This window comes from Planococcus donghaensis (genome assembly GCF_001687665.2).
In the GTDB taxonomy this organism is placed as follows: domain Bacteria; phylum Bacillota; class Bacilli; order Bacillales_A; family Planococcaceae; genus Planococcus; species Planococcus donghaensis.
The window spans coordinates 2,950,265-2,975,967 of the sequence record NZ_CP016543.2; the positions used below are offsets into that span (position 1 = coordinate 2,950,265).

A 25,703-nucleotide genomic window follows, 5' to 3' on the forward strand; every position below is an offset into this window, starting at 1 on the left:
GCTTTAGGAGTTATTTCACACTTAATCTGACTATCCTTTTAACTCTCTCTTTTAAATTTCCATATTCCACCGTTGCTCTTGTTCTTCTTTCATTTGTTCCGCTGTTTCATCTGGGAAAACAGTACGGAATTTATGTGTATCAAGAGGAATAACTTCTACCATCTTCTCAATCATTTCAACAGGATCATATTGATTTTCTAGAGCTTGATCCGCTTCGGCCATGTCTTCTTTGCGCGTAAAGTGAATAGCTTCGTCGTACCACTTCCATTTCGCCTCTGCACTACGATCATTAAACCCTGTTGCAAAAGCACCTGGATTAATCGTAGCTACCTGAACACCGTGGTCTTTTAATTCCTTTTGCATAGTAGCTGCAATTCCTTCTATGGCATGTTTAGTTGCGGTATAAGGTCCTACATAAGGGGTTGCTGTAACACCAGCCATCGAAGACATAAAAATAATCTTCCCTTTTCCTTTTTCCACAAATTTTCGTGCAGCAATTTGCGCAGTTTCCAAAGTGCTGAAGACATTCACTTCAAACAACTCTCTGAAATTCGCCATTGGTACTTCTGCAAGAGGTCCACCTTCGTTCACTGCAGCGTTCGCTACGAAAACATCAAAATCATATTCAAGCATTTGTGCTAAATCTTGGGGATTTTTTATGTCCATTTTAAAAACTTCTAATTCTAGCCCTTTTGACGCCGCTTCCTCTCGTAAAGCTGTGACTTGTGGAGCTGTTTCAACCGGCGCGATTACTTTATGCCCTTTTTCCGCAAGGCCGAAAGCAGTTCCTTTCGCCAAACCACTTCCCGCACCTGTGATAAATACCGTCTTAGTCATCAAATCCATCCTTCCTAAGTTTGTTCTACTATGTTTTCTGTTTTCCCAGAAGAAGAGGAACTAAACACAAAGCACAATTAATCAAAAAAACCCCACTCTTTTAAAAGAGTGGGGTTTTTATATCGGCCTTTTGACAATTATGAAGTAGCTGCACCATAACTGCCCATACGGCGTTTAACTTGGATGAATGAAGCAGCCTCAGCAATCTCAGTTTGGTTTAGTGGCTGGTCATCTAGCATTAAATTGTAGTCATTTAAGAAACTAGTATTTTGAAGATCCACATTAATAGTCCGTTCGTCGCGATCCAACAAACTGTCGACCGAAATCTCAAAATAATCAGCAAGTCTTTCAAGATGTACTACAGAGACCTGTTTTTTCCCACTTTCATAAGCCCAAACCGTGCTTTTCGCAAAGCCGATTGCTTCTGCCAATTCTTCAGTAGATAGTCCTTTAGCTTCTCTTAAGTCCTTGATTCGTTTGCTTAACTGTTTCATTTACATTCCTGCTCCCTAAATAATATTCTAACTATTTTAAATATACTGCACTTTGAGTTTTTTCGCAATATATTTATGGTTATTATTTAAAAAAATTGTGAATAATTAGTGAACAACAACTAAAGATTACTAAAAATGGTAATTTTATAGGTTATATTATTTACTTATTTTAACATTATGAAAATTATTTCAAATAACAGGTAAATAGACACTTTAAAGCAAAAACCTATCCTTCAAACCAAAATCACTTTTTGTAAAACACTTCATATTTAATAAATTGAAAGCAAATATAGATTTAAAAGATGAAGAAACTGCCCGTAATGACTTTCTTCTATATAAACTAATTGCCAGTGAAATACCTTAAATCAGTAAATGATCCTCTACAAAAGAATAACAGAAAGCTTCCATATTCCGAATTTAATAATTATTTTAAAAAAACAAAAAGTAAAATTAAAAGACTAATAGAATTGAAAAAAAGCTATTTTTGTTGATTATAAAATTAATTTTGATTTTTTTAACCAAAAAAAGTATTATGTTAGAATAAACAAATTGGAGGTTAGTACGATGTCTGAAAAATATTCTCGTCAAGAGATTGTTAAAAGCGTTCCACAAAAAGGCTTTTTTGGTCATCCAAAAGGGTTGTTCACACTATTCTTCACTGAGTTCTGGGAACGGTTCTCTTATTACGGAATGAGAGCCATCCTCGTTTTCTATATGTATTATGAAATGTCTGAAGGTGGACTTGGTCTTGATCAGACGACAGCTTTATCGATCATGTCTATTTATGGATCACTGGTTTACATGTCTGGAATTATCGGTGGTTGGTTAGCCGACAGGATATTTGGTACTTCTAAAGCTGTATTTTACGGTGGAATACTTATTATGCTTGGGCATATTGCTCTAGCAATCCCTGGAAATCTTGCTTTATTCTTTGTTTCAATGGTCTTAATTGTACTGGGTACCGGTTTATTAAAACCGAACGTATCGAGTGTAGTTGGTGAAATTTATGCCGAAAACGATGACCGCCGTGATGCAGGCTTCAGTATTTTCTATATGGGGATTAACATGGGTGGTTTCTTAGCTCCTTTAATCGTTGGTACGGTCGGAATGAAGATCAGCTTCCACTTAGGTTTTAGTATTGCCGCTATTGGGATGTTCCTTGGTCTAGTAACCTTTGTTCTTACAAAGAAAAAAAATCTTGGCTTGGCAGGAACTGTTGTGCCAAACCCATTATTGCCTTCAGAACGTAAAGCAACGATTAAAACTTTCACTATTGTTGCGTTGGTAATTGCAGCAGCAATCGCAGTTGGGATTCCAACAGGGTTGTTAACATTTAATAGTTTTGTTGGGATTGTCGGGATTTTCGGTATCTTAATTCCAGTTTTGTACTTCACCGTCATGTATCGCAGCAAAAAAACAACAGATGTGGAACGCTCACATCTATTGGCTTATATTCCGCTATTCATCGCTTCAGTAATGTTCTGGGCGATTCAAGAGCAAGGTTCTACGATTCTTGCTGCATACGCAGATACGCGTACAAATCTTGAGTTTGCAGGAATCACCATTTCTCCTGCTTGGTTCCAATCATTAAATCCATTATTCATCATCATGTTAGCACCAGTTTTTGCTTGGATGTGGGTTAAGCTCGGAAGCAAACAGCCTTCAATTCCGCAAAAGTTCTCTCTTGGATTGCTATTTGCCGGTTTATCTTTCTTAGTTATTTTGTTACCAGCTTATTTCGGAGGACCATCAGCATTGGTAAATCCACTTTGGCTCGTTCTTAGTTATTTCATCGTTGTATTAGGTGAACTCTGCCTATCTCCAGTTGGATTATCTGCAACAACAAAGCTGGCTCCTACTGCTTTCTCAGCTCAAACAATGAGCTTATGGTTCCTTTCTAACGCTGCCGCTCAAGCAATTAACGCGCAATTGGTTAAGTTCTACACAGTTGAAAACGAAATGATGTATTTCGGAATCATCGGTGGTGTATCAATCGTTCTAAGTATTGCGTTGTTCGCCTTTGCACCACGCATTCAAAGCTTCATGAAAGGTGTTCGCTAATAGTTAGAAGAGTAAAGACAAAACCCCGACAGTTTTTTAAACTGTCGGGGTTTTGTCTTTACTTGAAAAAATCTTCTCATTTCATTTCGCATCATGCAGCTTCATTTAAAAAAACCGCTTACTCGTCAAGTGTGCTATAAAAATATGCCTCTTTAAAAGTTTCTTCTATAATATTAGCCATTTGCTATAATCATTCCCATTTGACGGGCGAAAGCGATTGCTTGGTCTGTGGAGACGGTACATCCTTGAAGTTTGTCTATCGACACTTGAATACTTTCAAACGAATTGGTGCTAAGATCGATTCCATTAAGACTCGTTTGCGTAAAGTTAATCTCATTCATATCGCATAACCGGAATTCGCTACTCTTTAGTTCCATCTCATAAAAGTCTGCAAATCGCATAGCAGAAGAAACAAAGCTCACCGTATTACATAAAGTAAAACCAAAAGTGGCATAATTTAAAATACACTCTTCAAAAAGCGTATGGCGAATTCCTGCTTCGGCGAAATTTGCGCCCATCAATTTGGAGTTCCGGAATTCCGTTCGGTGGAAAACTGCACGACTCATGTCCATATTGGATAAATCACAATTTAGAAAAATTACGTCTACAAACTCGGAACGCGGCCAACTAGCTTCTACAAACTTAACGTTTTCAAATACAACTCTGTCGATATGTAGCGCTTCTTCTGTAGTAAAATCAATGGTTTCTTGGGAAATGCGGCAATTGCTTATGTAGTGATCATCTAACGCCTCAACAAAAGAGCGCGTCTCTAACTTTTTTGGGAGTATCGGTATTAACCTTTTCATTTTCTTCATTATATATCCTCTCCTCTTAAATAGATAAAAGACTGCTTCCATGACGAAGCAGTCTTTTATTGTACTGTATTTATTTTTTCACTAATTCTTTACCCAAACATTCATCAATAATTTCAGGCAATTCGATTCGATCTTCTGTTACTTCAACTTGGTATATTTTATTGTCGTGCATGAATTTAAAGATTCCGTTATCAAAATCGGTACCAATTTCTTTAAAGAAAATCCCTTCAAGCTGACAATTTTTCGATTGTGTAAAGTTGACCTTGTAGGTATCGCCGTCTTTCATCAAGTAACAGCGGACCCCTTTTTCAAATTCATCACCTTCAACGCCTTTAACTGTGCGCGCTACAGAAACAACGTGCAAGTCTACAAAAGGAATTTCACGAAGCAACAAGTTCAAGAACGAACCTTTGGTAATTTCTTCCCATCTACTTCTCGCAGTCTGCCCCATGACAATTTGCGTAATGTTGCAATCATGTGCAACATCTCCGATGACTTTTGCAGTCGGGCGCTTTTCATTATCACGAACAATAAATTCCTCCGCACCATATTCTTCAGCAAGTTCTCTCCATCGTTCAATATATGAGGCTTTTTCAGCATCAAATTCATCAACAGGCCTCGAATCTACCGTTAAAATATACAACGGACAATCCAGCATAGTAGCAAGCTTATTACCCCGATTGATCAAACGTTCACCATTCGGTCCGTAAAAAACACATACCAAAATACTTTCATCCATTCGTCCTCTGATTTTCTTCATTTATGTTCACCTCACTGAAAATATGATCTATATACTGACATTCAAAACTATGAAATTATACTTCTTCCTATAGAGAAAATCAAGTTCTGCAAGCTTCTTTTGGAATTATCATCCAGTCTTCACATTATAGATCTCCAGTCGCCATGAGCTGACAAATGAAAATCACACTGATTTCCTGTATAATTTAGATTGATTGCTTTACGAACTCCTTACTATAGTACAAGACGGGACAAGCGTAAACCTTTTGTCCTCATTATATACCCGCTTTGTGACTTTTACATTCAAACATACTTAACTAGTCTATTAACAGGAGGTTTTGCTGTGTATCTATTGATTTTAGCCATTCTTATCCCTTTTTTCTTTACTGCCCTTATTCCACTTATACATAACCGAGTTGGATCAATTCACCTTGGCTGGCTCGTGCTAATTGTGCCATTAACCTTGTTTAGTATTTTCGCAGTACATATCCCCGCTATTTCTAATAGTGACACATTAATGCAAACTGTTCATTGGATTCCTTCACTAGGCATTAACTTTACTGTTTACCTTGATGGCCTCAGTTTAATTATGGCTTTACTCATTACAGGTATGGGAGCTCTTGTCGTTCTCTACTCCATCTACTATTTGTCATCATCCGATTCTTTTCCGCATTTTTACGCCTACCTATTGCTCTTTATGGGCGCAATGCTAGGGGTTGTTTTATCCGATAACCTTCTTGTATTGTATGTCTTCTGGGAACTCACGAGTATTTCTTCTTTCCTGTTAATCGCTTTTTGGTACCATCGTAAAAATTCACGCTATGGGGCACAGAAATCATTATTAATTACAGTGTTCGGTGGATTGGGTATGCTCGCTGGTTTCTTAATGTTGCACACTATCACCGGAACTTTCAGCATTCGGGAAATTATCGCGACAATCGGTCAATATACAGATCATGCCTTGTTTTATCCAACGATGTTTTTAATACTGCTTGGCGCATTTACTAAATCAGCACAATTTCCTTTTCATATTTGGCTGCCTGATGCAATGGAAGCACCGACACCGGTTAGCGCTTATTTGCATTCAGCCACAATGGTGAAAGCCGGTATTTATCTAGTTGCTCGCTTTACTCCCATTTTCGCTGGCAATGCAGCATGGTTTTGGACCGTTACACTTGTTGGACTTGTGACCTTATTCTGGGGGGCCTATTGCGCTGTCCGGCAAACCGATTTAAAAGCGTTGCTGGCTTATTCAACAATTAGCCAATTGGGATTAATTATGAGTTTGTTTGGTCTTGGTTCAGCAGCGTTGCATTTTGGTGATGGTGAGCAAGGTGCTCTCTACGGTTTAGCTATTTTTGCTGCTTTATTCCATATGGTTAACCACTCTACATTTAAAGGTGCTCTTTTTATGGTAGTTGGTATTGTCGATCACCAAGTAGGAACACGTGATATACGGCGCTTAGGCGGACTAATGGCCGCTCTGCCAATCACTTTCACATTTGCTGTAATTGGAAGCTTTTCAATGGCTGGTCTACCATTTTTAAATGGCTTTTTAAGTAAAGAAATGTTTTTTACAGCTTCAGTTAATGCGGCTAGACTACCTATATTTGGCGCTTCAACTTGGGGATTAGTGATTCCGATTATCGCGTGGGTCGCTTCGGTATTTACTTTTGTTTACTGCATGATTTTCGTATTTCGCACTTTTTTCGGGACACCTCAATCGAAAAAGGCCGATAGAAAACCGGTAGAACCTACGCTAGGTATGCTTGTTTCTCCAGCTATACTTTGTGTATTTATTATTGGCTTGTTTTTTGCTCCGAATTTATTGGGTGATCATTTGCTAAGACCTGCATTAAACGGCATCATTCCAGAAATTTCTGGAGCTACCCCTCACATTTATGCATGGCATGGTTTTAATACAGAATTATTTATGACATTAGGCATTGTAATGGTTGGAACCGTTCTTTTCCTTACTTTCCGCAGTTGGATTAAAATCATCCGCTTTCAACCAGCAGGATGGACTTTCACTGCTATTTACAACTCATTTCTGAAGAATTTAAAAAGAGTATCTAACTGGATTACCACACATTATATGACAGGACACTTACCTTCATATTTTGCTTATATCTTTATATTCTTTACCTTAATAGCTGGTGGTGTGCTGATCTATACAGGAGCATTATCCATTGATGTAACTTCAGACTCACCTGTTAGTGTTTATGAAGGGTTGTTGACAGCCGTAATGGTGATTGCGGCAATTAGCATCTTGTTTGCCAAGTCACACCTTTCCGCCGTTTTATTAAATGGGGTTTTAGGATTTTCCATCGCTATTTTCTTTGTTCTCTTCCGCGCACCCGATTTGGCACTGACACAACTTGTGATCGAAACCGTGACCACTGTACTATTTCTGTTATGTTTTCTTTTTTTACCGGAATGGACGGCAGAAGATTCGTCAAAACGAACAAAATTTCGAAATGCCTTGATTGCGATTGGTGCTGGCGTTACCATCACGTTGATTGGTCTGACCGTCAATAGCGGAAAGTTATTCGAAAGCATTTCAGGTTATTTCGAAAATTCCTATGAACTTGCGGGCGGAGACAATATTGTCAATGCGATTCTTGGAGACTTCCGGGCTTTTGATACAATGCTTGAATCTCTCGTGTTGTTTATCGCTGGTCTCGGGGTTTACACACTGATTCGCCTTAAGCTTGGAAAGGGGTCCGGAAAAGATGAACATCAATGATGTGATATTAAAAACGGTATCAAAAGCTGTTGTTTTGATCATTTTAACGTTCGGCATTTATTTGTTTTTTTCCGGACATAATCATCCAGGCGGTGGATTTATCGGTGGCTTAGTGATTGCCTCTGCTTTTGTATTGATGTTCTTATCCTACGATTCTGAAACCGTTAGTGAGGCATTGCCGATCGATTTCAAAAAGCTTTCTGGGCTTGGCGTACTTCTTGCCATGACAAGTGGAATAGCGCCAATGTTTTTAGGTGGCGCTTTTCTAAGTCAAAGTTTCGGTTATTTTGATTTGCCGATTTTCGGTAAAACTGAATTGGCCACTGTTACCATATTCGAAGCCGGCATCGCATTAACTGTCATCGGCGTTGTCGTGAATATTATTCTTAGCATAAGTGAGGATGAGTAGCCTGTGGAATCATTGATCATTATTTTGGTCGGCGTCCTTACCACGGTCGCCATCTACCTTGTTTTATCAAAAAACGTGGTTCGCGTCATACTAGGAACAGCCATTTTATCTCATGCAGTCCACCTTCTCATTCTATCAATGGGTGGTTTAAAACTTGGGACTGTCCCTCTCCTTGGGGAAGAAGCCGTCAAGTATGCAGATGCCTTGCCTCAAGCTTTGATTTTAACGGCTATTGTCATTAGCTTTGCTGTTACCGCATTTATACTTGTTCTTGCTTATCGTGCCTATCAGGAATTGGGAACTGATAATTTAGGGGCTATGCGAGGTTCTGATGATGAATAATCTATTAGTTCTTCCAATGCTACTGCCGATTATTGTAGGTGTGTTGCTTATTTTCCTTCGGACTTTCGGTCGGATTCAAGCTTGGATCAGTTTAACCACCATGGCATTAACCGCTGGTATTTCAGGCTATCTTCTTCAAAAGGTTCAAACGGATGGCATTATCCGATTAGACTTTGGAGGGTGGAAACCGCCTTTTGGTATTTTGTTTGTCGCTGATTCTTTTGCTATTTTGCTCGTACTGACCTCTAGTATTATTACAGCTATCTGTTTGAGTTACGCACTTATTTCTACTAGCAAAGAGTTACAAACCATGTATTTTTATCCTACCGTGCTGTTTTTGATAGCCGGTGTTAATGGATCTTTCTTGACTGGAGATTTGTTTAATTTATTTGTTTGTTTTGAAGTTATGTTGCTGTCTTCGTATGTGTTACTGACTTTGGGCAACTCCAAACGCCAACTACGCGAAGCGATTAAATATGTATCCATCAATATTGTTTCTTCATGGTTTTTCTTAGTCGCCTTAGCCTTTCTTTATGGAGCTGTCGGTACTTTAAACATGGCACATTTGGCTGATCGTGTAGCAGAAGTAGGACAAACTCCATTACTCACTACCATCAGCATCGTCTTTTTAATTGTGTTCAGCTTAAAAGCTGGATTGCTTCTTTATTTCTGGTTGCCAGGCTCTTATAGTTCACCGCCTATCGTCACTTCTGCACTTTTCGGTGCACTGCTGACAAAAGTCGGGATTTACGCTTTGTTCCGTGTTTTTTCACTGATTTTTCACCACCAGCCAGAAATCACACACACCATCATCGGAATTATGGCTGCATTAACGTTAATCGGCGGAAGTCTCGGTGCGATTTCCTTTAATGATCTGCGTAGCATTGCCGCTTATAACGTTGTCGTTGCAGTTGGATTTATATTGGTCGGTTTAGCTATTGCGACACCCGCCGCAATTGAAGGATCTATTTACTACATCATCCACGACATGGTTGCAAAAGCACTGCTATTTCTACTTATCGGGACGATGATTACGTTGAGCGGCACATCAAAAATGGCAGGAATGAGTGGCCTTATGAAAAACTACCCCCTACTAGGATGGTCCTTCTTTATCGCCATGCTATCACTTACCGGAATTCCTCCACTCAGTGGTTTTATCGGCAAAGTCCTGATTTCAAGTGCTGCTATCGACAATGGTTCGTATGTGTTGTTAGCTTTATCTTTGCTTTCCAGTATTTTTGTCCTTTACTCTTTGCTTCGCGTCTTTAAGAATTGCTTTTGGGGCGAAACCATTGTTAGTAAAGAAGAACAATTGCCATTACGTAGAGGCGTAGTAATCCCATGCTTAGTATTAGTCGGTTTAACGATTCTTATCGGCTTAGGTACAGAAAGCATGACTCCTTATGTGACCAATGCTGCGGAAACATTAGTAAACCCTAGCATTTATATTGAGGCAGTCTTAGGTAAAATTCAGTGATCCACTTTCTATTGAAAGGAGTGAAGTAAAGTGCCGGCACAGTTTTTATTAAATATGACGATTGCCTTTTTATGGACATTGTTGATGGATGAAGATGCTTTTTATGTCACAACTTTTTTAACAGGTTATTTGATTGGAATCGGAATTCTTTTCTTGATGCATCGTTTTTTTGGCACAAAGTTTTACTTATTGCGTTTATATTCCACCATTAAATTATTATTGATTTTCATTTCGGAACTTTTTCAATCGAGTCTGCTAATTATGAAACAAATTTTAAGCCCTAGATTAAAAATCAAGCCCGGCATCTTCACTTACGAACATAGCATGGAAGGTGATTACGAATTAACGACACTTGCACTTTTGTTAACCTTGACCCCTGGTTCTGTTGTGATGGAAGTATCACCTGACGGAAAAACGTTCTATATTCATGCAATGGATGTGGAAAGTTCTCGAGAAGCTGTATTAAAGTCGATTAAAGTATTTGAAAAAGCAATTATGGAGGTGACGAGAAATTGATTGAGACGATATTGACGATTGCCCTCTCTCTTTTTATCCTATCTATTATTTTGGCTTTGTATCGTATTATCCGTGGTCCTTCTATGCCAGACCGTGTAGTAGCCCTAGACATGATAGGCGTGAATCTAATTTCAGGTGTAGCGGTGTTTTCTGTCGTTCTCAGTACGCACGCATTTCTCGAAGTCATCTTAATTGTTGGCATTTTGGCCTTTATCAGTACTCTTGCGTTAGCGCGCTTTGTTGAAAGGGGCGATATCGTTGAGCATAAACGCAATCGGTGAATATTTTGGTGTTTTTCTTATTTTAATCGGTAGCATCATGGCGGTTATTAGCGCGATTGGCATTCTTCGTTTGCCAGATGTTTACACGCGTTCCCATGCAGCTACTAAAAGTTCCACCTTGGCTGTATTGTTGTCACTATCGGGCACGTTTATTTATTTTTGGGCAACGGAAAACTTCATCAGTGTCCGACTTCTACTCGGAATAACGTTTGTTTTTTTAACGGCTCCTGTCTCAGGCCATTTAATCACCCGAGCCGCTTATCGATCGAACGTTAAATTAGCCAACGCCTCCACAGAAGACGCATTGGAAAAGTTATTTAAAAAATAAACAATTGCTCTACCTATAAACTATAAACACATTCGATTTATTCGAGTTGTTTGTAGTTTTTTATTTAGAAAACTCGCCCTGAACATTTTTTTATCACTAAATCAAAAGTTTATCAAAAACAACGATAGGGAATAATGAGAGAAAAAGCAGTTAAGAAGGGATAATCGATGGACAATGTGAGAGACACTTTTAAAGAAGTTGCCGCCGCAATCCTTCCGGTTACCACCGTTGTTATTTTATTACAGCTTATTTTTATCCGAATTCCTTTTGAAGCGCTAATCCAATTTCTTGTTGGTGTCGCGTTTGTTAGCGTTGGATTTTTCTTATTTCTTCTTGGTGTGAATGCCGGACTCCTGCCCATTGGTGAGATGATCGGTAGAAAACTTCCCAGCACGAAGAATGTCGGATTAATTATCGCAACGGGGTTTTTGCTTGGGCTTGTAGTAACAATTGCAGAACCTGACGTCCGTATCCTCGCAAAACAAATCGACCAGACTTCTGAAGGGACTGTTAGTGCCACAATCCTTATTTGGTCGGTCTCACTTGGACTCGCTATTTTCGTAGCATTAGCCATGATTCGCACCATTTTCAGAATTCCCCTCCATTACTTGCTTATCGGTGGTTACACTTTGGTTTTTCTATTATCTTTTTTTGTTCCAAAAGATTTTATCGCTATTTCATTTGATGCAGGAGGTGTAACTACAGGCCCAATGGCAGTTCCTTTCATTTTAGCGCTCGGGATTGGTGTTGCATCTGTTTTGCGTCTAGAGACTGAGAACTCGGGCGAGAAATTCGGGTTAATCGGACTGGCATCTATCGGTCCTATTTTGGCAGTGATGTTGCTGGGGGTGTTATTCAGGTGAACATCCAAGTTTTCGAAGGATTTCAAACGGTCATGCTCGAAGTTAGTATTGCACTACTTCCTTTGATAGCATTTTTTGCCGCTTTTCAAATTTTCTTATTAAAGCTACCTATGCAACGTGTCCTTCAAGTGGGAATCGGGTTTATTTTGACCTTTTTTGGTCTTTCTTTTTTTATCCAAGGCGTTCATGTCGGATTTATGCCGATTGGAACAATGATTGGCGAAAGACTTGGCAGTCGAGATTATAAGTGGGTGTTGATCCCGATTGGCTTTGTCCTTGGATTTTCCGCTACTTTTGCAGAGCCGGCCGTGAGCATTATGACAGATGAAGTTGACCAAGAAACAGGTGGCTATATTTCTCGCAAAATGATGCTTTACACCTTGTCCATGGGTGTCGGAATTTCTATCGCCTTATCCATGTTGCGAATTTTGACGGGTTGGTCGCTTTGGTATTTCATCATTCCTGGTTATTTACTGGCTTTTATCCTCGTATTTTTTTCAACCCAAACTTTTATCGGCATTGCTTTTGATTCAGGAGGAGTCGCAACGGGTCCAATGACAGTTACATTTCTCGTTGCTGTTTCTGTAGGGATTTCATCTGTTATTGAAGGGAGCAACCCTTTGACTGACGGTTTTGGCATGATCGCTCTTGTTGCTCTTACTCCAATCATCGCGGTACTTATATTGGGTATCATTTTCACTAAAAAAGGTGGGAAAAGCAAATGATTCTTAATCATAGATTAATGATCGCCATCGTTAAAAGGGGGCAATCGCGTGATGTAATTGCTGCGGCTAAAAAAGCGGGAGTAGACGGGGCGACTATTATATATGGAGAAGGAATAGGACGAAATGAAAAACCAACGTTTCTTGGCTTACCAGTGACGCATGAAAAAGATATTATCTTATTTGCATTGGATGGTGGCAGTGAGCACGCTGTGGCAGATGCTGTATGTAAAGCCGGTAGCTTAGGCAAGTCTGGTCATGGTCTTGGATTCACTATTCACTTGAGCAAATTGCTCGGTGTCCCCCATCTTTCTCACCGAAAAGACGATCGGAAAAGAAAGAGAGGTTTAACCAATTTGGATTCTGAAATGACAGCTTTCCAACTAATCGTAACCATAGTAAATTCAGGAGATTCTGCAGCTGTTGTAAAAGCTGCTGCAGAAGCCGGTGCAGAAGGCGGAACCATCTTAAATGGCCGTGGTACAGGCGTCAATGAACAACAGAAATTTTTAAATTTCACAATTGACCCTGAAAAAGATATTGTGCTTACATTAATCCCTACTAGCTATGCGGAACAAGTGGTTAAAAGTATCGAACAAGCGATTGATTTAAACGCACCTGGGAAAGGGATTTCTTTTTTAATTGATGTTGAAAACGTATTTGGCGTTAACCACTCTTCTTTAAGAAATCAGAATCCGGATGTCTAACTCACTAATTTAGACGCCCGTTAATATAGCTTAAAAGCCGACAAGCCAAGGGTGGCTCGCCGGCTTTTTCCAGCATGTATTTGATGGATTAACTGGCCACTCATACTCAATAATTTGCGTGAAGTCAAAATAGACAAAGAGCACAATATATGAAAAACTAAAGAGATGATAACTAGCAGAAAGCAGGGTTTTAAATGAGTGTAGAATTAAAGGATAAAGGCCGCTTAGATGCCTTAACTATATTTTTCAAAGTATCAGCTGCCTATACCCTGTCTTTGTTTACCAAAAAGAAAGACAGCAAGAAAATTGTATTGGTTGGAGGAAATCTAGGAGAGAAATACGAGGATAATGCCGCGGTTTACCACAACTACTTAATAACCAATCATAAAGAACAAGTAACCGCTTATTGGATGTATGATCCGAAAACTACATATGCCAAAGATCAAAAAATCGAAAATGCAGTACCGCTTGGAAGCTTTAAAAACTACTTACTGTTTTTCCAAGCTGATTACACATTTCATGGCCATTCTCTTCTTTACGATATTGCTCCAGCAGCGGATAAATTTCTTTTTCTTAACCGCAAAACAATCATTACTCACATTAGTCATGGTATTGAAGGATTTAAGAAAATACTTATCCAAAAAGAAGATGTTCCTTTATTAAAAAGAACCGATTATTTTAATTGCGCTTCTCAGTACGAATACAATTTGAAGCTACATGAATGGAAAATGCCTGAACATAAATTGATTGTTACAGGTTTTCCTCGGTTTGATCGTTATCCCCCTCAACAACCCGTTAAAGAAGTTAAAAATATTTTGATGATGATGACTTGGCGTGAATGGCTTTTTGACTTAACAAAAGAGGAATTTATCGACAGTCCTTATTTTAAAAGCATGACGGGTATATTGCAGCATGAAGGTATTAAAAAACTATTAACTGAACATGATATTCATTTAAATATCGCGTTGCATCCTTTTATGAAAAAGTTTGAAAACTATTTTACCAATCTGACGAACGATGAACAGCGTGTTCGATTCCTCGATTTCAACAAACAAACAATTGCACAATCTATTGATAAAAACGATATGTTATTAACCGATATCACAAGCGTCTCATGGGATTTTCTCTACTTAAACAAACCGATTATTTTCTATATGTTTGATCAACAAGAATATTTAGAGAAACGTGGATCCTATTTAAACATGGATACCGACCTTTCTGGATACAAGGCAAATTCCATCGAACACGTTTATGAATATTTGAAAAAAATAGTTGAAGAAAAAATTACTTGGAATGAATGGTATCCAAAAGCAACCGATTATATCGACTACTTCGATCAAGACAATTGTAAACGTTTGACTCATCGTGTCATGAGTTTACAATAGTTCCACGTGAAACGATTAAACTAAAATAAAAGGACGTAGAAAAGCGACAGGCTTTTCTGCGTCCTTTTAACATTCTATTTGTAACTCAACAGGGCAATGATCAGAACCCCATATATCTTTGTGTATTTTCGCATTTTGAAGTTCTGGCACTAGTCGTTGAGATGCTAAGAAATAATCGATTCGCCATCCGACATTTTTCTCACGACAGTTAGAACGGTAAGACCACCAAGAATAATGTCCTTCTTCTTCTGGGTAAAAATAACGGAACGTGTCGACAAATCCACTTTCTAAAAACTGTGTCATCTTGCCTCGTTCTTCAGGTGTAAACCCAGAATTCTTTTTATTAGCTTTTGGATTTTTCAAATCGATTTCTTTGTGTGCCACGTTTAAATCTCCACATAACAATACTGGCTTATGATTGTCTAATGTTTTTACGAATGACAAAATAGCCTCTTCCCACAATAACCGATAGTCCAATCGCAACAAGCCATGCTGAGAGTTTGGTGTATAAACAGTGATCATATAATGGTTCTCAAATTCCAATGTAATAATTCGCCCTTCTTTATCAAGTTCCTCTACCCCGAGACCATATTGAATCGATAAAGGCTCTTTTTTCGTAAAAATGGCTGTTCCTGAATAGCCTTTTTTATGAGCGTAATTCCAATATGTATAATAACCAGGAAGGTCCATTTCAATTTGTCCTTCTTGTAATTTTATTTCTTGTAAACAAAAAATATCCGCATTTACTTCCGTAAAAAAATCCATAAATCCTTTTTTCATAACCGCCCGAAGGCCGTTTACATTCCACGAAATTAACTTCAACAATTACCCCTTCTTTCTCTTTCTCAATTCTAAACGAAGCTTTACTCAGACTCAACAAATCGCTAGTCGCTACTCTAAATATGTAAAATTTCTGTATTTTCTTAAATATTCTGCATCATTCATATGGAACTTCTTGTACAATAAAACTATCTTACAAAGTACAGTGTCAGTCGTCGCAAATTTGCGTCTCTTGAATGTTGCGTGTTCAATCGAGCTCTTTAGAGACAAAGGGGATTAAACCATGAAAAAGTATTCAAAAGAAGAGAAAAGTTGGGCATTATACGATTGGGGAAGTTCTGCTTATTCTATTATAATTACGACAGCCGTTTTCCCGATTTACTATAAAGCTTCAGCTACTGGAGCGGGTGTCAGTTTATCCGACTCGACAGCTTATTTAGGGTATACGATTGCGATCTTCACGTTCATACTGGCGATGATTGGACCTATATTAGGTACGATCGCTGATTACGAAGGTATGAAAAAGCGCTTTTTTGTTGGCTTTTTCCTATTAGGAACCATTTCAACAGCTCTACTCGCTTTTATACCAAACGAAAATTGGTTATTGATGTTAATTTGTTATGTATTTGCTGCTCTTGGCGCGACCGGTGCTAATTTGTTTTATGACGCATTTATTGTGGACGTAACGACAGAAAAACGAATGAACAGCGTCTCTTCTTTCGGTTACGGATTAGGATATATCGGCTCAACAATTCCATTTATCTTGTCAATTGCCATTATTCTACTCTCCCAAAATGGGGTGCTTCCCATTTCTGTAACCATTGCTAGTCGAATCGCCTTTTTAATCACAGCCATTTGGTGGGGTGTTTTCTCAATTCCAATGTTCCGTCATGTGAAACAAGTTCACTTTATTAAACGAGAACCACGTCTTGTCCGTCAGAGCTTTAAGCGCTTAGGTAAAACAATTCGAGAAATCCGCCAGTACCGTGCATTAGTGTTGTTTTTAATCGCGTATTTCTTTTATATTGACGGGGTCGGAACGATTATTGCTTTATCAACTGCTTATGGAACCGACTTAGGTTTGGATTCATCAAGCCTGTTAATTGTCCTGTTTGTTACACAAGTAGTCGCCGCTCCATTTGCTATTCTTTATGGTCGTTTGGCTAACCGATTTACAGGTAAAAAGATGCTTTATGTCGGCATTTGCGTTTATATCTTTATTTGCATTTACGCCTTTTTCCTAGAAACCATTACAGATTTTTGGATTCTCGCTATGCTAGTAGCAACGAGTCAAGGAGGCATTCAAGCACTCAGCCGTTCTTATTTCGGCAAGCTTGTTCCGAAAGAAAATTCCAATGAATTTTTCGGCTTTTATAACGTTTTCGGGAAGTTTGCTGCTATTCTAGGACCATTGCTTGTAGCCGTCACTTCTCAAATAACGGGTAAATCCAATATGGGCGTGTTCAGCCTCGTCGTGTTGTTTGTAATCGGACTTATCGTTTTGTCCCGCGTACCGGAACCAAAACCTCATGAATCCATAGATGAAGTATCCAGCATCTAAATTTATTAGCTTAAACTTAAAAAAGGTGCCTTCCAACTTAGTTGGAGGGCACCTTTTAATGATTATTTTTTATTAGGATCTTCAGCTTTTACGGTTACGTTGCCTGCATTGTCTTTTGTGACAGTCGCATCTTTTAAATCAACAACTTCCGTTCCGCTTTCTTCTTTGCCTGCTTCTTTATTAGCTTTTTTAATTTCTTTTTCTACTGTTTTTTCAGCTTTTTCATGTTCTTTTTCAGCTTTTTCTTCTTGTTTTTCTTCTTTTTTCATAGCTTTCTCTTGCTCTTTTACTTCTTTTTCAATTGCTTTTTCTTGTTTTTTCACTTCTTTTTCTTCTTGTTTTTCCATCCGTTTTGCTTTAAGTTCATCAGCTTTGCCTTTAGCTGTTTCTTTAATATCATTTGTTCTTTCTTTTAGTTGAGTGGCTTTTTCTTTTACTTGGTCTATTGCGCCACCTGAACCTTCAGCATTTTCTTCTTTTAACGCAACCGCTTTTTCTTTAACGATTTCTTGAAGTTCTTTGCCGCTTTTCGGTGCTAATAATAGTCCTGCTGCCGCTCCGATAACTGCGCCCGTTGCAGCACCGATTAGGAATCCGCCACCTCCGCCACTTTCTTTGCGCTCGGCTTCTGTAGGTTGTGGGTTATCGATTTTCCCACCGCGCACAAGACGTTCTTCTACTTCTTCTACGATTTCATATAATGTACGTCCTTTAGCTTCAACAAGCGATACGCTCATGTGATAATCAGCTAAATCTTCCTGATCTCGTACAACGATTACGTCATAATCAGTCGAATCTGCTTTATCCTCTAGCATATCTGCCTGATAACCCTTTTTCTCCAATGCTTCACGTACTGATGTAAATGGATGCTCAACTGCAACTTTTGCCATATTCTGTCCACTCCCTTTAATAAAGTCTATATCTATTCAGTTTCCCTAATTGGAAAATAATAAACATTCACTTAAATCCGGATCCCCATTGCCAGACTTCGAGTGTATTGACTTTGCGCAATCGCACGATCAATACCATACCTAATAGGGCCCCCGTCAAACTAGAGATGAAAAAAGGAGGGATAAAAAACAAAGCTCCAAATTCTGTGCCTAATAAAAGTCGGGCGTATGGTACTGCGATGACAGAAGCAATCAGACCTGTCCCTATTACTTCACCGAGTGCAGCGAACCAAACTTTTCCGAACTTGATATACAGAACGCCTGCCAAAAATGCACCAATCATGCCTCCAGGAAAAGCTAACAATGAACCTGTACCGGTTAATACGCGAACAACACCGGTCAAAAAAGCGATTAATACCGCAGGCCCTGGCCCAAAGAGAACTGCCGCAATCACATTAATTGCGTGTTGAATTGGATACGCACGGGCAATACCCGCAGGAAAATATACAAAAGCAGAACCCGCCACACCTATCGCAACAAACATAGCCATTAAGATTAGTTTTTTTGTGTTCATCTTCCAATCCCTACTTTACAAGATAGTTGAAAAGCCTTTACTTGCTCGACAACATCTTTTGCGTTCGCTATAGCTGAAATAACCGCAACCCCTGATACACCTGCTCGCCACACTTGATCAGCGTTTTCTGGAATAATCCCTCCAATTCCTACAATTGGCAATTGCGGATATTCACGTTTGACTGCTTTAATCTCCTCTACTCCTGCAGGCTTTTTTGCATCCGCTTTAGACGTCGTACCAAAAACTGGGCCCATTCCAACATAATCAGCACCCGCTTGAATAGCCAGCCTTGCTTCTTCTACAGAATGAACAGAAACACCTAACAACTTTTCTTCTCCAATCAATTGACGAACTTGAAAAGCTGTTTCGTCATCTTGACCTACATGAACGCCATCAGCATCGATACTACACGCTAATTCCACATCATCATTAACGATAAATGGCACTGAATAGTTTTGGCATACTTGCTGACACCTCAATGCGAAATTTCGTAAAGCATAACCCGTTAAAGCTCCCGATCCTTTTTCACGCAACTGAAAATGTGTGATGCCTCCTTGGAGCGCTTCTTCTAATATTGTGAAAGGGTCTTTTGTCTCCGAATTTCGAGAACCCATTACAAAGTAAATGGCGGGTTTATTGGAAAACTTCAATTTTAGTTACCTCCATCTTTTCACTTCTTCTCAGTTGGTAAGCTCCGTGATTTGTAGGACCGTGCCCATTACCAATATTCAGTGGATCGCTAAGCGCCGCTTGGATAAATTCCTTCGCTGTCAAAATTGCTTTTTTAAGGTCCTGACCTTTAGCAAGCTGTGCCGTTACTGCCGCTGCGAATGTGCAGCCTGTACCATGTGTTTGGTTTGTCGAAATGCGAGCGGCGCGGTACACTGCCGATTCGCCGTTCACATGCAGAAAATAATCTTCTGCATGTTCTGGATCAGTTGCATGTCCGCCTTTAATGACCACCGCTTGTGCTCCTAATGATAAAATCTTCTCGGCTGCTCGGCGTCGACTGAAAACATCTGTAATCGAAATACCAGTTAATGCTTCTGCTTCCGGAATGTTCGGTGTGACAAGAAATGCTAAAGGCAATAAATAGTTTTTTAATGCTTCTACTGCGACAGGCTGCAATAAATTTGCACCCCCTTTAGCAATCATGACTGGATCGACGACTAAATTTCCCCACCCATAGTGTCGGATTGCATTAGCGGTTTCTTGAATAATTTCAGGATTAAATAGCATGCCTGTTTTCAAAGCGCTGATGTCAAAATCATCACCTACTGCTGCTAATTGAGTTTGAATCGCTTGTGTCGACATCGGATAAATTGCGCTAATACCCATTGTGTTTTGAGCTGTGACCGCTGTGATGGCAGAAGTCCCGTAAACACCTAGTTCTTGAAAGGTTTTTAAATCGGCTTGAATGCCAGCTCCTCCTCCTGAATCTGAACCCGCTATTGTCAAAGTTTGTGGTGTTTTCTTCATACTGTCTCCTCCTGTAAAGAAATTCGCGCGCTTACTTCCCTGTCGGTCAAGCTAGCTATACGATTCATAAAAGCTTGCTGAAAATCTCCAGGGAGCTGGGCCTCTCGACGAGCTTGTTCTCCCGCAATTGCGTAAAAACGTAAAACATCACGAACAGTTTCTATCGGTTTTTTAGTAGAAACAGCTAGACCTGCAGCAACTACACTACTCAATAAACAACCTGTACCTGTGATAGACGCCATAAGTGGATCTCCATAAGGAATTTCAATAACAGATTCTCCGTCCGTCACAATATCTATTGGCCCTGTGACCGCTATGACCACTCCTAATTTTTTTGAAGTGACAACAGCAAGCGCTTTAACGTCTAAGAGCCCTTCTCCTGCGTCCACACCTTTTGACTTCCATTGTTCCCCAGCTATTGCCGCAAGCTCTCCTGCGTTGCATCGAAGCACATTAACGTATACTGTACCTAAAATTTCACGAACTGCTTGTAGACGAAAGCCACTTGCCCCTGCTCCAACGGGATCTAACACAACTGGAATGCCCAATTGATTGGCTCGTTTTCCCGCAAGCAACATGCTTTTTAATGACTCTGTATGCAAGGTTCCGATATTTAATGACAGCGCTTGAGATAATGAAGCCAGTTCTGCTGCTTCTTCTGGTGCTTCTCCCATAATCGGCGACGCACCAATTGCTAAAAGGCCATTCGCTTGAAAATTGGATACCACATGATTGGTAATACAATGCACCACTGGATTTTGCTCTTTTATCAGCTGAATCATATTAGACACCTACTTTTTCAATCGCATCTATAGACCACGTTTCTTTTCTCCATGCTTGGTCCCAAAAATTTAATTCGTAATAACTGCTCTTTAGAAAATGGTCTTTTAGTTCTTTGCGGCGAGCTTCTGGCAGTTCTTCAGCCAAACGATTCATCCGTTCGATTTGTTCATTGACAAGTTCCCCAAATTCCTCGGAACCGTAAGTTTCAATCCAACGGTCATAAATCGGATGATCCGGTTTGGCATTTTTCAACCGTTCGCCGATTTCATAATACAGCCAATAACAAGGCAAAATGGCCGCTAGGACGTCTGCTAAATCCCCTGCAGATGCTCGGTACATATGAGATACATATGCATATGCAGTCGGAGAAGGTTGAAATGCTAACCAATCTTTTTCCGTAACATCTAACATTTTCATAAAGGATTGGTGTAAAGATAATTCAGCCGTACTTGTATGTGATGCATGAATCGCAAAACGTTGCGTTGTTTCTAAGTCTTTTGCTTTTGATGCACCAAGTGCTTGAATTTTCGCGAAATGTGATAAGTAATAAGCATCTTGCATGACGTAAAAACGGAATACATCGACCGGCAATGTCCCATCTTCAATTCCTTTAACAAATGGATGATCAAAACTCGCCTGCCATAGGTGGTCACATTCTTTTCTTACTTCTTTACAAAAAGTCATTTCTCCATCTCCCTTTTCCTATTCATTTACACAACATAAAAACGCCGCTCCCCAATAAAGGGAAGCGGCGTATGCAGTCGATAAAAAATAGCAGACAATCCGCCACTTCCCTCCGCTGGTATGATCCAGATCAGGTTCAAAGGGTCCGAGCTTATGCTCGTCTCAGCCGATATCCGGCTCCCCTAGTGGTGTTTTTATTTATGTTTTCGAAATCACTATATCACAGATTTTGTTAATACTATAGTCTTTATAAAATTCTTCTTAAAGATAAAAGGTACAAAACTAAATTTTATCGCTAATACTCTACCATCGATTTTACTAGATGTTAATCAAGTAACACTTCTATTTTTTCTTTATTTTCTTCTACCAATTTTTCTATTAAATCATTGTATTCTTCTCCAAATTTCTCACTCCATTTTGGATCGTTAATGTCCCCTCCACCTAATTTCTCTTCAAGATATGTATTGATATAAGCATTTTGGTGATTGAGTTTTTTAGCATACTGCTTTTGAAATTCTTCGGGTGTCATACCTAATTTTTCCGCTTGAGCGATGGCATATTTACGAACTTGCTTACTGCCTTCATCTTTTGTGTTTTCAGGAGGAAGTTTTTCAAAATCATCCTGATTTTCTTCAGCCATTAAATGCGGGGAAATATCGAGATTCATTTCTTGTACTTGTTGTTTGATCAGTTTTGCCACTATTACCGAATCCAGATAATCTAATGCCGTTTCATCAGCATACAAAAAACGCAAATCACCTATTGTAATCTCATGACCGTCTACAGTAGCCGCTACTTCATTATCACCGTATGTTGAAACATCGCTGCAACCAGCTAAAACGATTGTTCCAAGTAAAAGTACTATGAACAGAATCTTCTTCAATCCCTCACTCCCCTTATTAGCTTAAAGTTAACTAATTCATCCTATAAAGCTGAATACGCTCTTAACGTTCGATAAGTTTCATAAATTAAATAAAAAAGACCACAAACAACTCGAGTTGTTTGTGGTCTGAGGTTCCTAATCATTAGGAATGCGGTTATTTATTAAACTGTTACTTCTTTTTTATCTTTTTTGATTTGTTTGCTTCGTAATTGACCACAAGCAGCATCGATGTCTGCGCCTTGTTCGTGACGTACGCCACAGTTGATGCCTTTTTTCTTCAATGCATCATAGAAAGCACTGATTGCTTCTGGTGTACTTTGTTGATATTGATCGTGCTCATCAACAGAATTGTACGGAATCAAGTTCACGTATGACAAGTGACGCTTATCTTCTAGCAATTTCGCCAGTTGATTTGCTTCTTCAACATGGTCATTCACATCACGCAATAAAATATACTCAAACGTGATACGACGGTTCGATTTCTCCAAATAGTAATCGATAGAAGCCATTAGCTTCTCGATTGGATATGCTTTGTTAATTTTCATGATACGCGTACGCAATTCATTTGTTGGCGCATGAATTGAAATTGCAAGGTTTACTTGCAAGCCTTCGTCTGCATAGTCATAAATTTTCGGCACAATCCCACTAGTAGAAACCGTGATGTGGCGAGCTCCAATAGCCAAGCCTTTTTGAGAATTGACAACTTTTAAGAAGTCCATCAAATTCGTATAGTTATCGAATGGTTCACCAATCCCCATAACTACGATATGACTTACACGTTCTTCTTTTTGTTGTGCATCAAAATGCGCTTGTACTTGCATAATTTGCTCAACAATTTCGCCCGCGTTTAAATCGCGGCTCTTTTTCAATAATCCGCTGGCACAGAAACTACAGCCAATGTTACAACCAACTTGCGTTGTTACACAGACAGAATTTCCGTATTTAAAGCGCATCAATACCGTCTCGATCAAGTTGCCATCTTGCATTTGGAAAAGAAACTTGATCGTACCGTCTGCAGATTCTTGTTTAACCGTTTCTTTTAACGTACGAATCACAAAGTTGTCTTCAAGTAGTTGAATACAATCTTTCGAAAGATTGTTCATTTCCGCAAATTCAGTGACACGTTTAATATACAACCAATCCCATACCTGCTCCGCACGGTACTTTTTCTGGCCGTTTTCTAAAAACCATTCTTTTAACTGGTCTATCGTTAATCCATAGATGGAATTTTTCATTTTAGAACCCTCATTTCAAATTTCACAATTGCTTATTATAATACTAAAAATAACGCTTGACAACAACTATTTTTGTTTAGACAGAAAAATCTGATTAAATAATCGAGTCATATCAAGGGTTTAAGAAATAACTTGGGTAAAAAGAATTGAACTCCCTGAGCTCAATTTCCTATTTTGAGCATACATGTTGAATGTGGATCTAATGTTCTATAGGATGCACATTGGCGCTAAACGATTCTTGGAGAATGAAGTTCAAAATTTTGAAATGAGTTTTTATTTGTTCCAGATTTTTTTGTGATGGACGTTTGTCAGAGTTACCGAAATTTCATCAGAAAACAATTCTCCCATGACAGCCAGTAGCGAACCCAGTGTAAAGCTTTCCATCATAACCCTCGCGTTTCGAATCTATGCTTCGATTATACATGAAAATATTTTTCTACATAAAAAACCAGCCCCAAAAGGCTGGTTTTAACAGTTATTCTGATAGCAACATACTGCCGTTAGTTGCTAAATTCGCATGCCACGAAAATGCTTTTTCTAAAACGTGCGGGGTTTGACCACCACGCAATAATGCTTCGGCATAGTAAGCACGCATTTGTTCACGATACATCGGGTGAACACAATTTTCAATAATAACAGGCACTCGCTCACGCGGAGCCAGTCCACGCAAATCTGCATAGCCCTGCTCAGTCACCACAATATCTACATCGTGTTCCGTATGATCGACATGCGATACAAATGGCACCACACTTGAAATAATGCCTTCTTTAGCAATCGACTTTGTGACAAAGATGGACAATCGTGCATTCCGCGCAAAGTCTCCGGATCCACCAATACCGTTCATCATTCTTGTACCAGACACATGTGTGGAATTTACATTGCCATAAATATCAAACTCTAGCGCCGTATTAATCGAAATCAATCCAAGTCGACGAATAAGTCCGGGATGATTTGTGATTTCTTGTGGTCGTAAAAGAATTTTATCGCGATATTTTTCAAAATCTCCAAATACTTGTGCCATTTTTTCTTTTGATAAAGTAATGGAAGAAGCCGATGCAACCTTCACTTTCCCTGCATCAATCAAATCAAAAACGGCATCTTGAAGCACTTCTGAATAAACTTCCATATCGTGAAACTCCGAATCAACCAACCCGTGGAGAACTGCGTTCGCTACTGAACCGATACCGGATTGTAAAGGGGCAAGCTGGTTAGTCAATCGCCCTGATGCTACTTCTGCACGCAAGAAATCCAACAAATGTCCGGCCATCGTTTCCGTTTCCTCATCTGACGGTAAAATCGTTGAGGGTGAATCGGCTTGATCAGTAAACACAATCCCTTTTACTTTTTCCAAGTCCACCGGTATACCGATTGTTCCAATGCGGTCATTCACACCCGTTAACGGAATCGGCGAGCGTTGTCCTTGTTTTCCAGGTTCATAAATATCGTGAACTCCTCTAAATAGCTCTGGTTGTGAAAGATTAATTTCAATAATGACGTTTTTCGCATGCTTCACGAAAACCGATGAGTTCCCAACTGAAGTTGTGGGAATAATCATGCCATCTTCTGTTATCTCCAATGCTTCAATCACAGCAAAATCGATGGGTTCGATGACGCCTGCTCGAATCCATTCAGCTGTTTGAGACAAATGATGGTCGACAAACATGATGTCGCCATTGTTTATTTTTCTACGCATGGCGGGGTCGGCCTGAAATGGTAACCGCTTATGAACGATTCCTGCTTCTGCCATTAATTTATCAACGTCTGAGCCTAAAGAAGCTCCCGTAAAAACATTTACTTTAAACTGCTCTGTTTCGGCACGTCGAACCAACGCATAAGGAATTGCTTTTGCATCTCCTGCACGCGTGAATCCACTTAATCCAAGGGTCATTCCGTCTTTGATCCAAGAAGCTGCTTCATCCGCAGATACAACTCGGTCCTGTAATTCCGTGACTTTAATACGATGAAGTTTATTGTCCATCCTTATCACCTTTCGAAGGCTTGAGTTTTTGTTAGCCTATACATTAATTATATCTTATTGGTCTCATTTTCAAGACTAGCTAGACTCCACCAAACAGGTTTCTGTTCATTTTTCTTCACATTCCTGCAACAATCT

The 25,703-nt window shown here is 39.3% G+C and carries 27 protein-coding genes and 1 riboswitch; of the genes, 13 read left to right on the top strand and 14 right to left on the bottom strand.

Annotation, left to right across the window (positions count from 1 at the left end; genetic code table 11):
* Window positions 1-51: 51 nt before the first annotated feature.
* Together BCM40_RS14520 and BCM40_RS14525 are read right to left on the bottom strand one after the other, a co-directional pair.
* Window positions 52-837, bottom strand: a complete 786-nt coding sequence (locus BCM40_RS14520; RefSeq protein WP_065525255.1) for an SDR family oxidoreductase — start codon at window positions 835-837, stop codon at window positions 52-54.
* A 137-nt stretch (window positions 838-974) separates the two neighbouring features.
* Window positions 975-1,331, bottom strand: coding sequence for a helix-turn-helix domain-containing protein (locus BCM40_RS14525; RefSeq protein WP_058384189.1), 357 nt, complete (start codon window positions 1,329-1,331; stop codon window positions 975-977).
* Window positions 1,332-1,895: 564 nt separating this feature from the next.
* On the opposite strand from BCM40_RS14525, the gene BCM40_RS14530 reads away from it, so the two are divergent.
* Window positions 1,896-3,392, top strand: a complete 1,497-nt coding sequence (locus BCM40_RS14530; protein WP_065525254.1) for a peptide MFS transporter — start codon at window positions 1,896-1,898, stop codon at window positions 3,390-3,392.
* A 173-nt stretch (window positions 3,393-3,565) separates the two neighbouring features.
* On the opposite strand, the gene BCM40_RS14535 is transcribed toward BCM40_RS14530, so the two are convergent.
* Both BCM40_RS14535 and BCM40_RS14540 read right to left on the bottom strand, forming a co-directional pair.
* Window positions 3,566-4,207, bottom strand: coding sequence for a pentapeptide repeat-containing protein (locus BCM40_RS14535; RefSeq protein WP_065525253.1), 642 nt, complete (start codon window positions 4,205-4,207; stop codon window positions 3,566-3,568).
* Between the two features lie 70 nt (window positions 4,208-4,277).
* Entirely contained in the window at window positions 4,278-4,967 is a 690-nt protein-coding gene (locus BCM40_RS14540) for a universal stress protein (protein ID WP_065525252.1), read from the bottom strand.
* Window positions 4,968-5,288: 321 nt separating this feature from the next.
* On the opposite strand from BCM40_RS14540, the gene BCM40_RS14545 reads away from it, so the two are divergent.
* The 11 genes from BCM40_RS14545 (at window position 5,289) to BCM40_RS14595 (ending at window position 14,721) form a co-directional block, all read left to right on the top strand.
* Window positions 5,289-7,691 (top strand): Na+/H+ antiporter subunit A, encoded by a 2,403-nt coding sequence (locus BCM40_RS14545; RefSeq protein ID WP_065525251.1) that lies wholly within the window; start codon window positions 5,289-5,291, stop codon window positions 7,689-7,691.
* Window positions 7,678-8,100: a Na(+)/H(+) antiporter subunit B gene (locus BCM40_RS14550; protein WP_065525250.1), complete on the top strand. Its 423-nt coding sequence runs from the start codon at window positions 7,678-7,680 to the stop codon at window positions 8,098-8,100. The genes BCM40_RS14545 and BCM40_RS14550 overlap by 14 nt, the downstream gene beginning before the upstream one ends.
* Before the next feature lie 3 nt (window positions 8,101-8,103).
* Window positions 8,104-8,442: a Na(+)/H(+) antiporter subunit C gene (locus BCM40_RS14555; protein WP_065525249.1), complete on the top strand. Its 339-nt coding sequence runs from the start codon at window positions 8,104-8,106 to the stop codon at window positions 8,440-8,442.
* Window positions 8,435-9,919 carry a Na+/H+ antiporter subunit D gene (locus tag BCM40_RS14560; protein WP_065527654.1) on the top strand — a complete coding sequence of 495 codons (1,485 nt, stop codon included), beginning with the start codon at window positions 8,435-8,437 and terminating at the stop codon, window positions 9,917-9,919. Before BCM40_RS14555 ends, BCM40_RS14560 begins: the two co-directional genes overlap by 8 nt.
* A gap of 30 nt (window positions 9,920-9,949) precedes the next feature.
* Entirely contained in the window at window positions 9,950-10,435 is a 486-nt protein-coding gene (locus tag BCM40_RS14565) for a Na+/H+ antiporter subunit E (protein WP_065525248.1), read from the top strand.
* Window positions 10,432-10,716, top strand: coding sequence for a Na(+)/H(+) antiporter subunit F1 (locus BCM40_RS14570; protein WP_065525247.1), 285 nt, complete (start codon window positions 10,432-10,434; stop codon window positions 10,714-10,716). Before BCM40_RS14565 ends, BCM40_RS14570 begins: the two co-directional genes overlap by 4 nt.
* The gene (locus BCM40_RS14575; RefSeq protein WP_065525246.1) at window positions 10,694-11,044 is read left to right on the top strand and encodes a Na+/H+ antiporter subunit G; all 351 of its coding nucleotides are present in this window, start codon (window positions 10,694-10,696) and stop codon (window positions 11,042-11,044) included. The genes BCM40_RS14570 and BCM40_RS14575 overlap by 23 nt, the downstream gene beginning before the upstream one ends.
* A gap of 167 nt (window positions 11,045-11,211) precedes the next feature.
* Window positions 11,212-11,907: a DUF1538 domain-containing protein gene (locus tag BCM40_RS14580; protein WP_065525245.1), complete on the top strand. Its 696-nt coding sequence runs from the start codon at window positions 11,212-11,214 to the stop codon at window positions 11,905-11,907.
* The gene (locus BCM40_RS14585; RefSeq protein ID WP_065525244.1) at window positions 11,904-12,632 is read left to right on the top strand and encodes a DUF1538 domain-containing protein; all 729 of its coding nucleotides are present in this window, start codon (window positions 11,904-11,906) and stop codon (window positions 12,630-12,632) included. Before BCM40_RS14580 ends, BCM40_RS14585 begins: the two co-directional genes overlap by 4 nt.
* Window positions 12,629-13,336 (top strand): P-II family nitrogen regulator, encoded by a 708-nt coding sequence (locus BCM40_RS14590; RefSeq protein WP_065525243.1) that lies wholly within the window; start codon window positions 12,629-12,631, stop codon window positions 13,334-13,336. Before BCM40_RS14585 ends, BCM40_RS14590 begins: the two co-directional genes overlap by 4 nt.
* A 194-nt stretch (window positions 13,337-13,530) precedes the next feature.
* Window positions 13,531-14,721, top strand: coding sequence for a CDP-glycerol glycerophosphotransferase family protein (locus BCM40_RS14595; protein ID WP_065525242.1), 1,191 nt, complete (start codon window positions 13,531-13,533; stop codon window positions 14,719-14,721).
* Window positions 14,722-14,787: 66 nt separating this feature from the next.
* Here the strand turns inward: BCM40_RS14595 and BCM40_RS14600 are convergent, their stop codons facing one another.
* Window positions 14,788-15,543 (bottom strand): exodeoxyribonuclease III, encoded by a 756-nt coding sequence (locus BCM40_RS14600; RefSeq protein ID WP_065525241.1) that lies wholly within the window; start codon window positions 15,541-15,543, stop codon window positions 14,788-14,790.
* Between the two features lie 241 nt (window positions 15,544-15,784).
* Here BCM40_RS14600 and BCM40_RS14605 point away from each other — a divergent pair, with 241 nt between their 5' ends.
* Window positions 15,785-17,062 carry an MFS transporter gene (locus BCM40_RS14605; RefSeq protein ID WP_065525240.1) on the top strand — a complete coding sequence of 426 codons (1,278 nt, stop codon included), beginning with the start codon at window positions 15,785-15,787 and terminating at the stop codon, window positions 17,060-17,062.
* 62 nt (window positions 17,063-17,124) lie between these two features.
* On the opposite strand, the gene BCM40_RS14610 is transcribed toward BCM40_RS14605, so the two are convergent.
* The 9 genes from BCM40_RS14610 to BCM40_RS14650 form a co-directional block, all read right to left on the bottom strand.
* Complete coding sequence (locus BCM40_RS14610; protein ID WP_065525239.1) at window positions 17,125-17,952, bottom strand: YkuS family protein; 828 nt, start codon at window positions 17,950-17,952, stop codon at window positions 17,125-17,127.
* 67 nt (window positions 17,953-18,019) lie between these two features.
* Window positions 18,020-18,526 carry an energy coupling factor transporter S component ThiW gene (gene thiW, locus BCM40_RS14615; protein WP_065525238.1) on the bottom strand — a complete coding sequence of 169 codons (507 nt, stop codon included), beginning with the start codon at window positions 18,524-18,526 and terminating at the stop codon, window positions 18,020-18,022.
* Window positions 18,523-19,176 (bottom strand): thiamine phosphate synthase, encoded by a 654-nt coding sequence (thiE, locus tag BCM40_RS14620; RefSeq protein WP_272947691.1) that lies wholly within the window; start codon window positions 19,174-19,176, stop codon window positions 18,523-18,525. Before thiE ends, thiW begins: the two co-directional genes overlap by 4 nt.
* Entirely contained in the window at window positions 19,160-20,005 is an 846-nt protein-coding gene (gene thiD, locus BCM40_RS14625; protein WP_065525237.1) for a bifunctional hydroxymethylpyrimidine kinase/phosphomethylpyrimidine kinase, read from the bottom strand. The genes thiE and thiD overlap by 17 nt, the downstream gene beginning before the upstream one ends.
* Entirely contained in the window at window positions 20,002-20,787 is a 786-nt protein-coding gene (gene thiM / locus BCM40_RS14630) for a hydroxyethylthiazole kinase (protein WP_065525236.1), read from the bottom strand. Before thiM ends, thiD begins: the two co-directional genes overlap by 4 nt.
* Before the next feature lies 1 nt (window position 20,788).
* Window positions 20,789-21,472, bottom strand: a complete 684-nt coding sequence (tenA, locus tag BCM40_RS14635; RefSeq protein WP_065525235.1) for a thiaminase II — start codon at window positions 21,470-21,472, stop codon at window positions 20,789-20,791.
* A 90-nt stretch (window positions 21,473-21,562) separates the two neighbouring features.
* Window positions 21,563-21,666, bottom strand: a riboswitch (TPP riboswitch).
* A 131-nt stretch (window positions 21,667-21,797) separates the two neighbouring features.
* Window positions 21,798-22,355: a SurA N-terminal domain-containing protein gene (locus BCM40_RS14640; RefSeq protein WP_065525234.1), complete on the bottom strand. Its 558-nt coding sequence runs from the start codon at window positions 22,353-22,355 to the stop codon at window positions 21,798-21,800.
* Window positions 22,356-22,516: 161 nt separating this feature from the next.
* Window positions 22,517-23,590 carry a dual-specificity RNA methyltransferase RlmN gene (gene rlmN / locus BCM40_RS14645; protein ID WP_065525233.1) on the bottom strand — a complete coding sequence of 358 codons (1,074 nt, stop codon included), beginning with the start codon at window positions 23,588-23,590 and terminating at the stop codon, window positions 22,517-22,519.
* Between the two features lie 475 nt (window positions 23,591-24,065).
* Window positions 24,066-25,568, bottom strand: coding sequence for a succinyl-CoA:acetate CoA-transferase ScpC (locus BCM40_RS14650; protein ID WP_065525232.1), 1,503 nt, complete (start codon window positions 25,566-25,568; stop codon window positions 24,066-24,068).
* Between the last annotated feature and the right edge of the window lie 135 nt (window positions 25,569-25,703).

Excerpts from the sequence above, each read along its gene's own strand:
- BCM40_RS14520 (WP_065525255.1), bottom strand. The coding sequence starts at position 837 with ATGACTAAGACGGTATTTATCACAGGTGCGGGAAGTGGTTTGGCGAAA.
- BCM40_RS14525 (WP_058384189.1), bottom strand. The coding sequence starts at position 1,331 with ATGAAACAGTTAAGCAAACGAATCAAGGACTTAAGAGAAGCTAAAGGA.
- BCM40_RS14530 (WP_065525254.1), top strand. The coding sequence starts at position 1,896 with ATGTCTGAAAAATATTCTCGTCAAGAGATTGTTAAAAGCGTTCCACAA.
- BCM40_RS14535 (WP_065525253.1), bottom strand. The coding sequence starts at position 4,207 with ATGAAGAAAATGAAAAGGTTAATACCGATACTCCCAAAAAAGTTAGAG.
- BCM40_RS14540 (WP_065525252.1), bottom strand. The coding sequence starts at position 4,967 with ATGAAGAAAATCAGAGGACGAATGGATGAAAGTATTTTGGTATGTGTT.
- BCM40_RS14550 (WP_065525250.1), top strand. The coding sequence starts at position 7,678 with ATGAACATCAATGATGTGATATTAAAAACGGTATCAAAAGCTGTTGTT.
- BCM40_RS14560 (WP_065527654.1), top strand. The coding sequence starts at position 8,435 with ATGAATAATCTATTAGTTCTTCCAATGCTACTGCCGATTATTGTAGGT.
- BCM40_RS14580 (WP_065525245.1), top strand. The coding sequence starts at position 11,212 with ATGGACAATGTGAGAGACACTTTTAAAGAAGTTGCCGCCGCAATCCTT.
- BCM40_RS14590 (WP_065525243.1), top strand. The coding sequence starts at position 12,629 with ATGATTCTTAATCATAGATTAATGATCGCCATCGTTAAAAGGGGGCAA.
- BCM40_RS14595 (WP_065525242.1), top strand. The coding sequence starts at position 13,531 with ATGAGTGTAGAATTAAAGGATAAAGGCCGCTTAGATGCCTTAACTATA.
- BCM40_RS14605 (WP_065525240.1), top strand. The coding sequence starts at position 15,785 with ATGAAAAAGTATTCAAAAGAAGAGAAAAGTTGGGCATTATACGATTGG.
- BCM40_RS14610 (WP_065525239.1), bottom strand. The coding sequence starts at position 17,952 with ATGGCAAAAGTTGCAGTTGAGCATCCATTTACATCAGTACGTGAAGCA.
- thiW (WP_065525238.1), bottom strand. The coding sequence starts at position 18,526 with ATGAACACAAAAAAACTAATCTTAATGGCTATGTTTGTTGCGATAGGT.
- thiD (WP_065525237.1), bottom strand. The coding sequence starts at position 20,005 with ATGAAGAAAACACCACAAACTTTGACAATAGCGGGTTCAGATTCAGGA.
- thiM (WP_065525236.1), bottom strand. The coding sequence starts at position 20,787 with ATGATTCAGCTGATAAAAGAGCAAAATCCAGTGGTGCATTGTATTACC.
- tenA (WP_065525235.1), bottom strand. The coding sequence starts at position 21,472 with ATGACTTTTTGTAAAGAAGTAAGAAAAGAATGTGACCACCTATGGCAG.
- rlmN (WP_065525233.1), bottom strand. The coding sequence starts at position 23,590 with ATGAAAAATTCCATCTATGGATTAACGATAGACCAGTTAAAAGAATGG.
- BCM40_RS14650 (WP_065525232.1), bottom strand. The coding sequence starts at position 25,568 with ATGGACAATAAACTTCATCGTATTAAAGTCACGGAATTACAGGACCGA.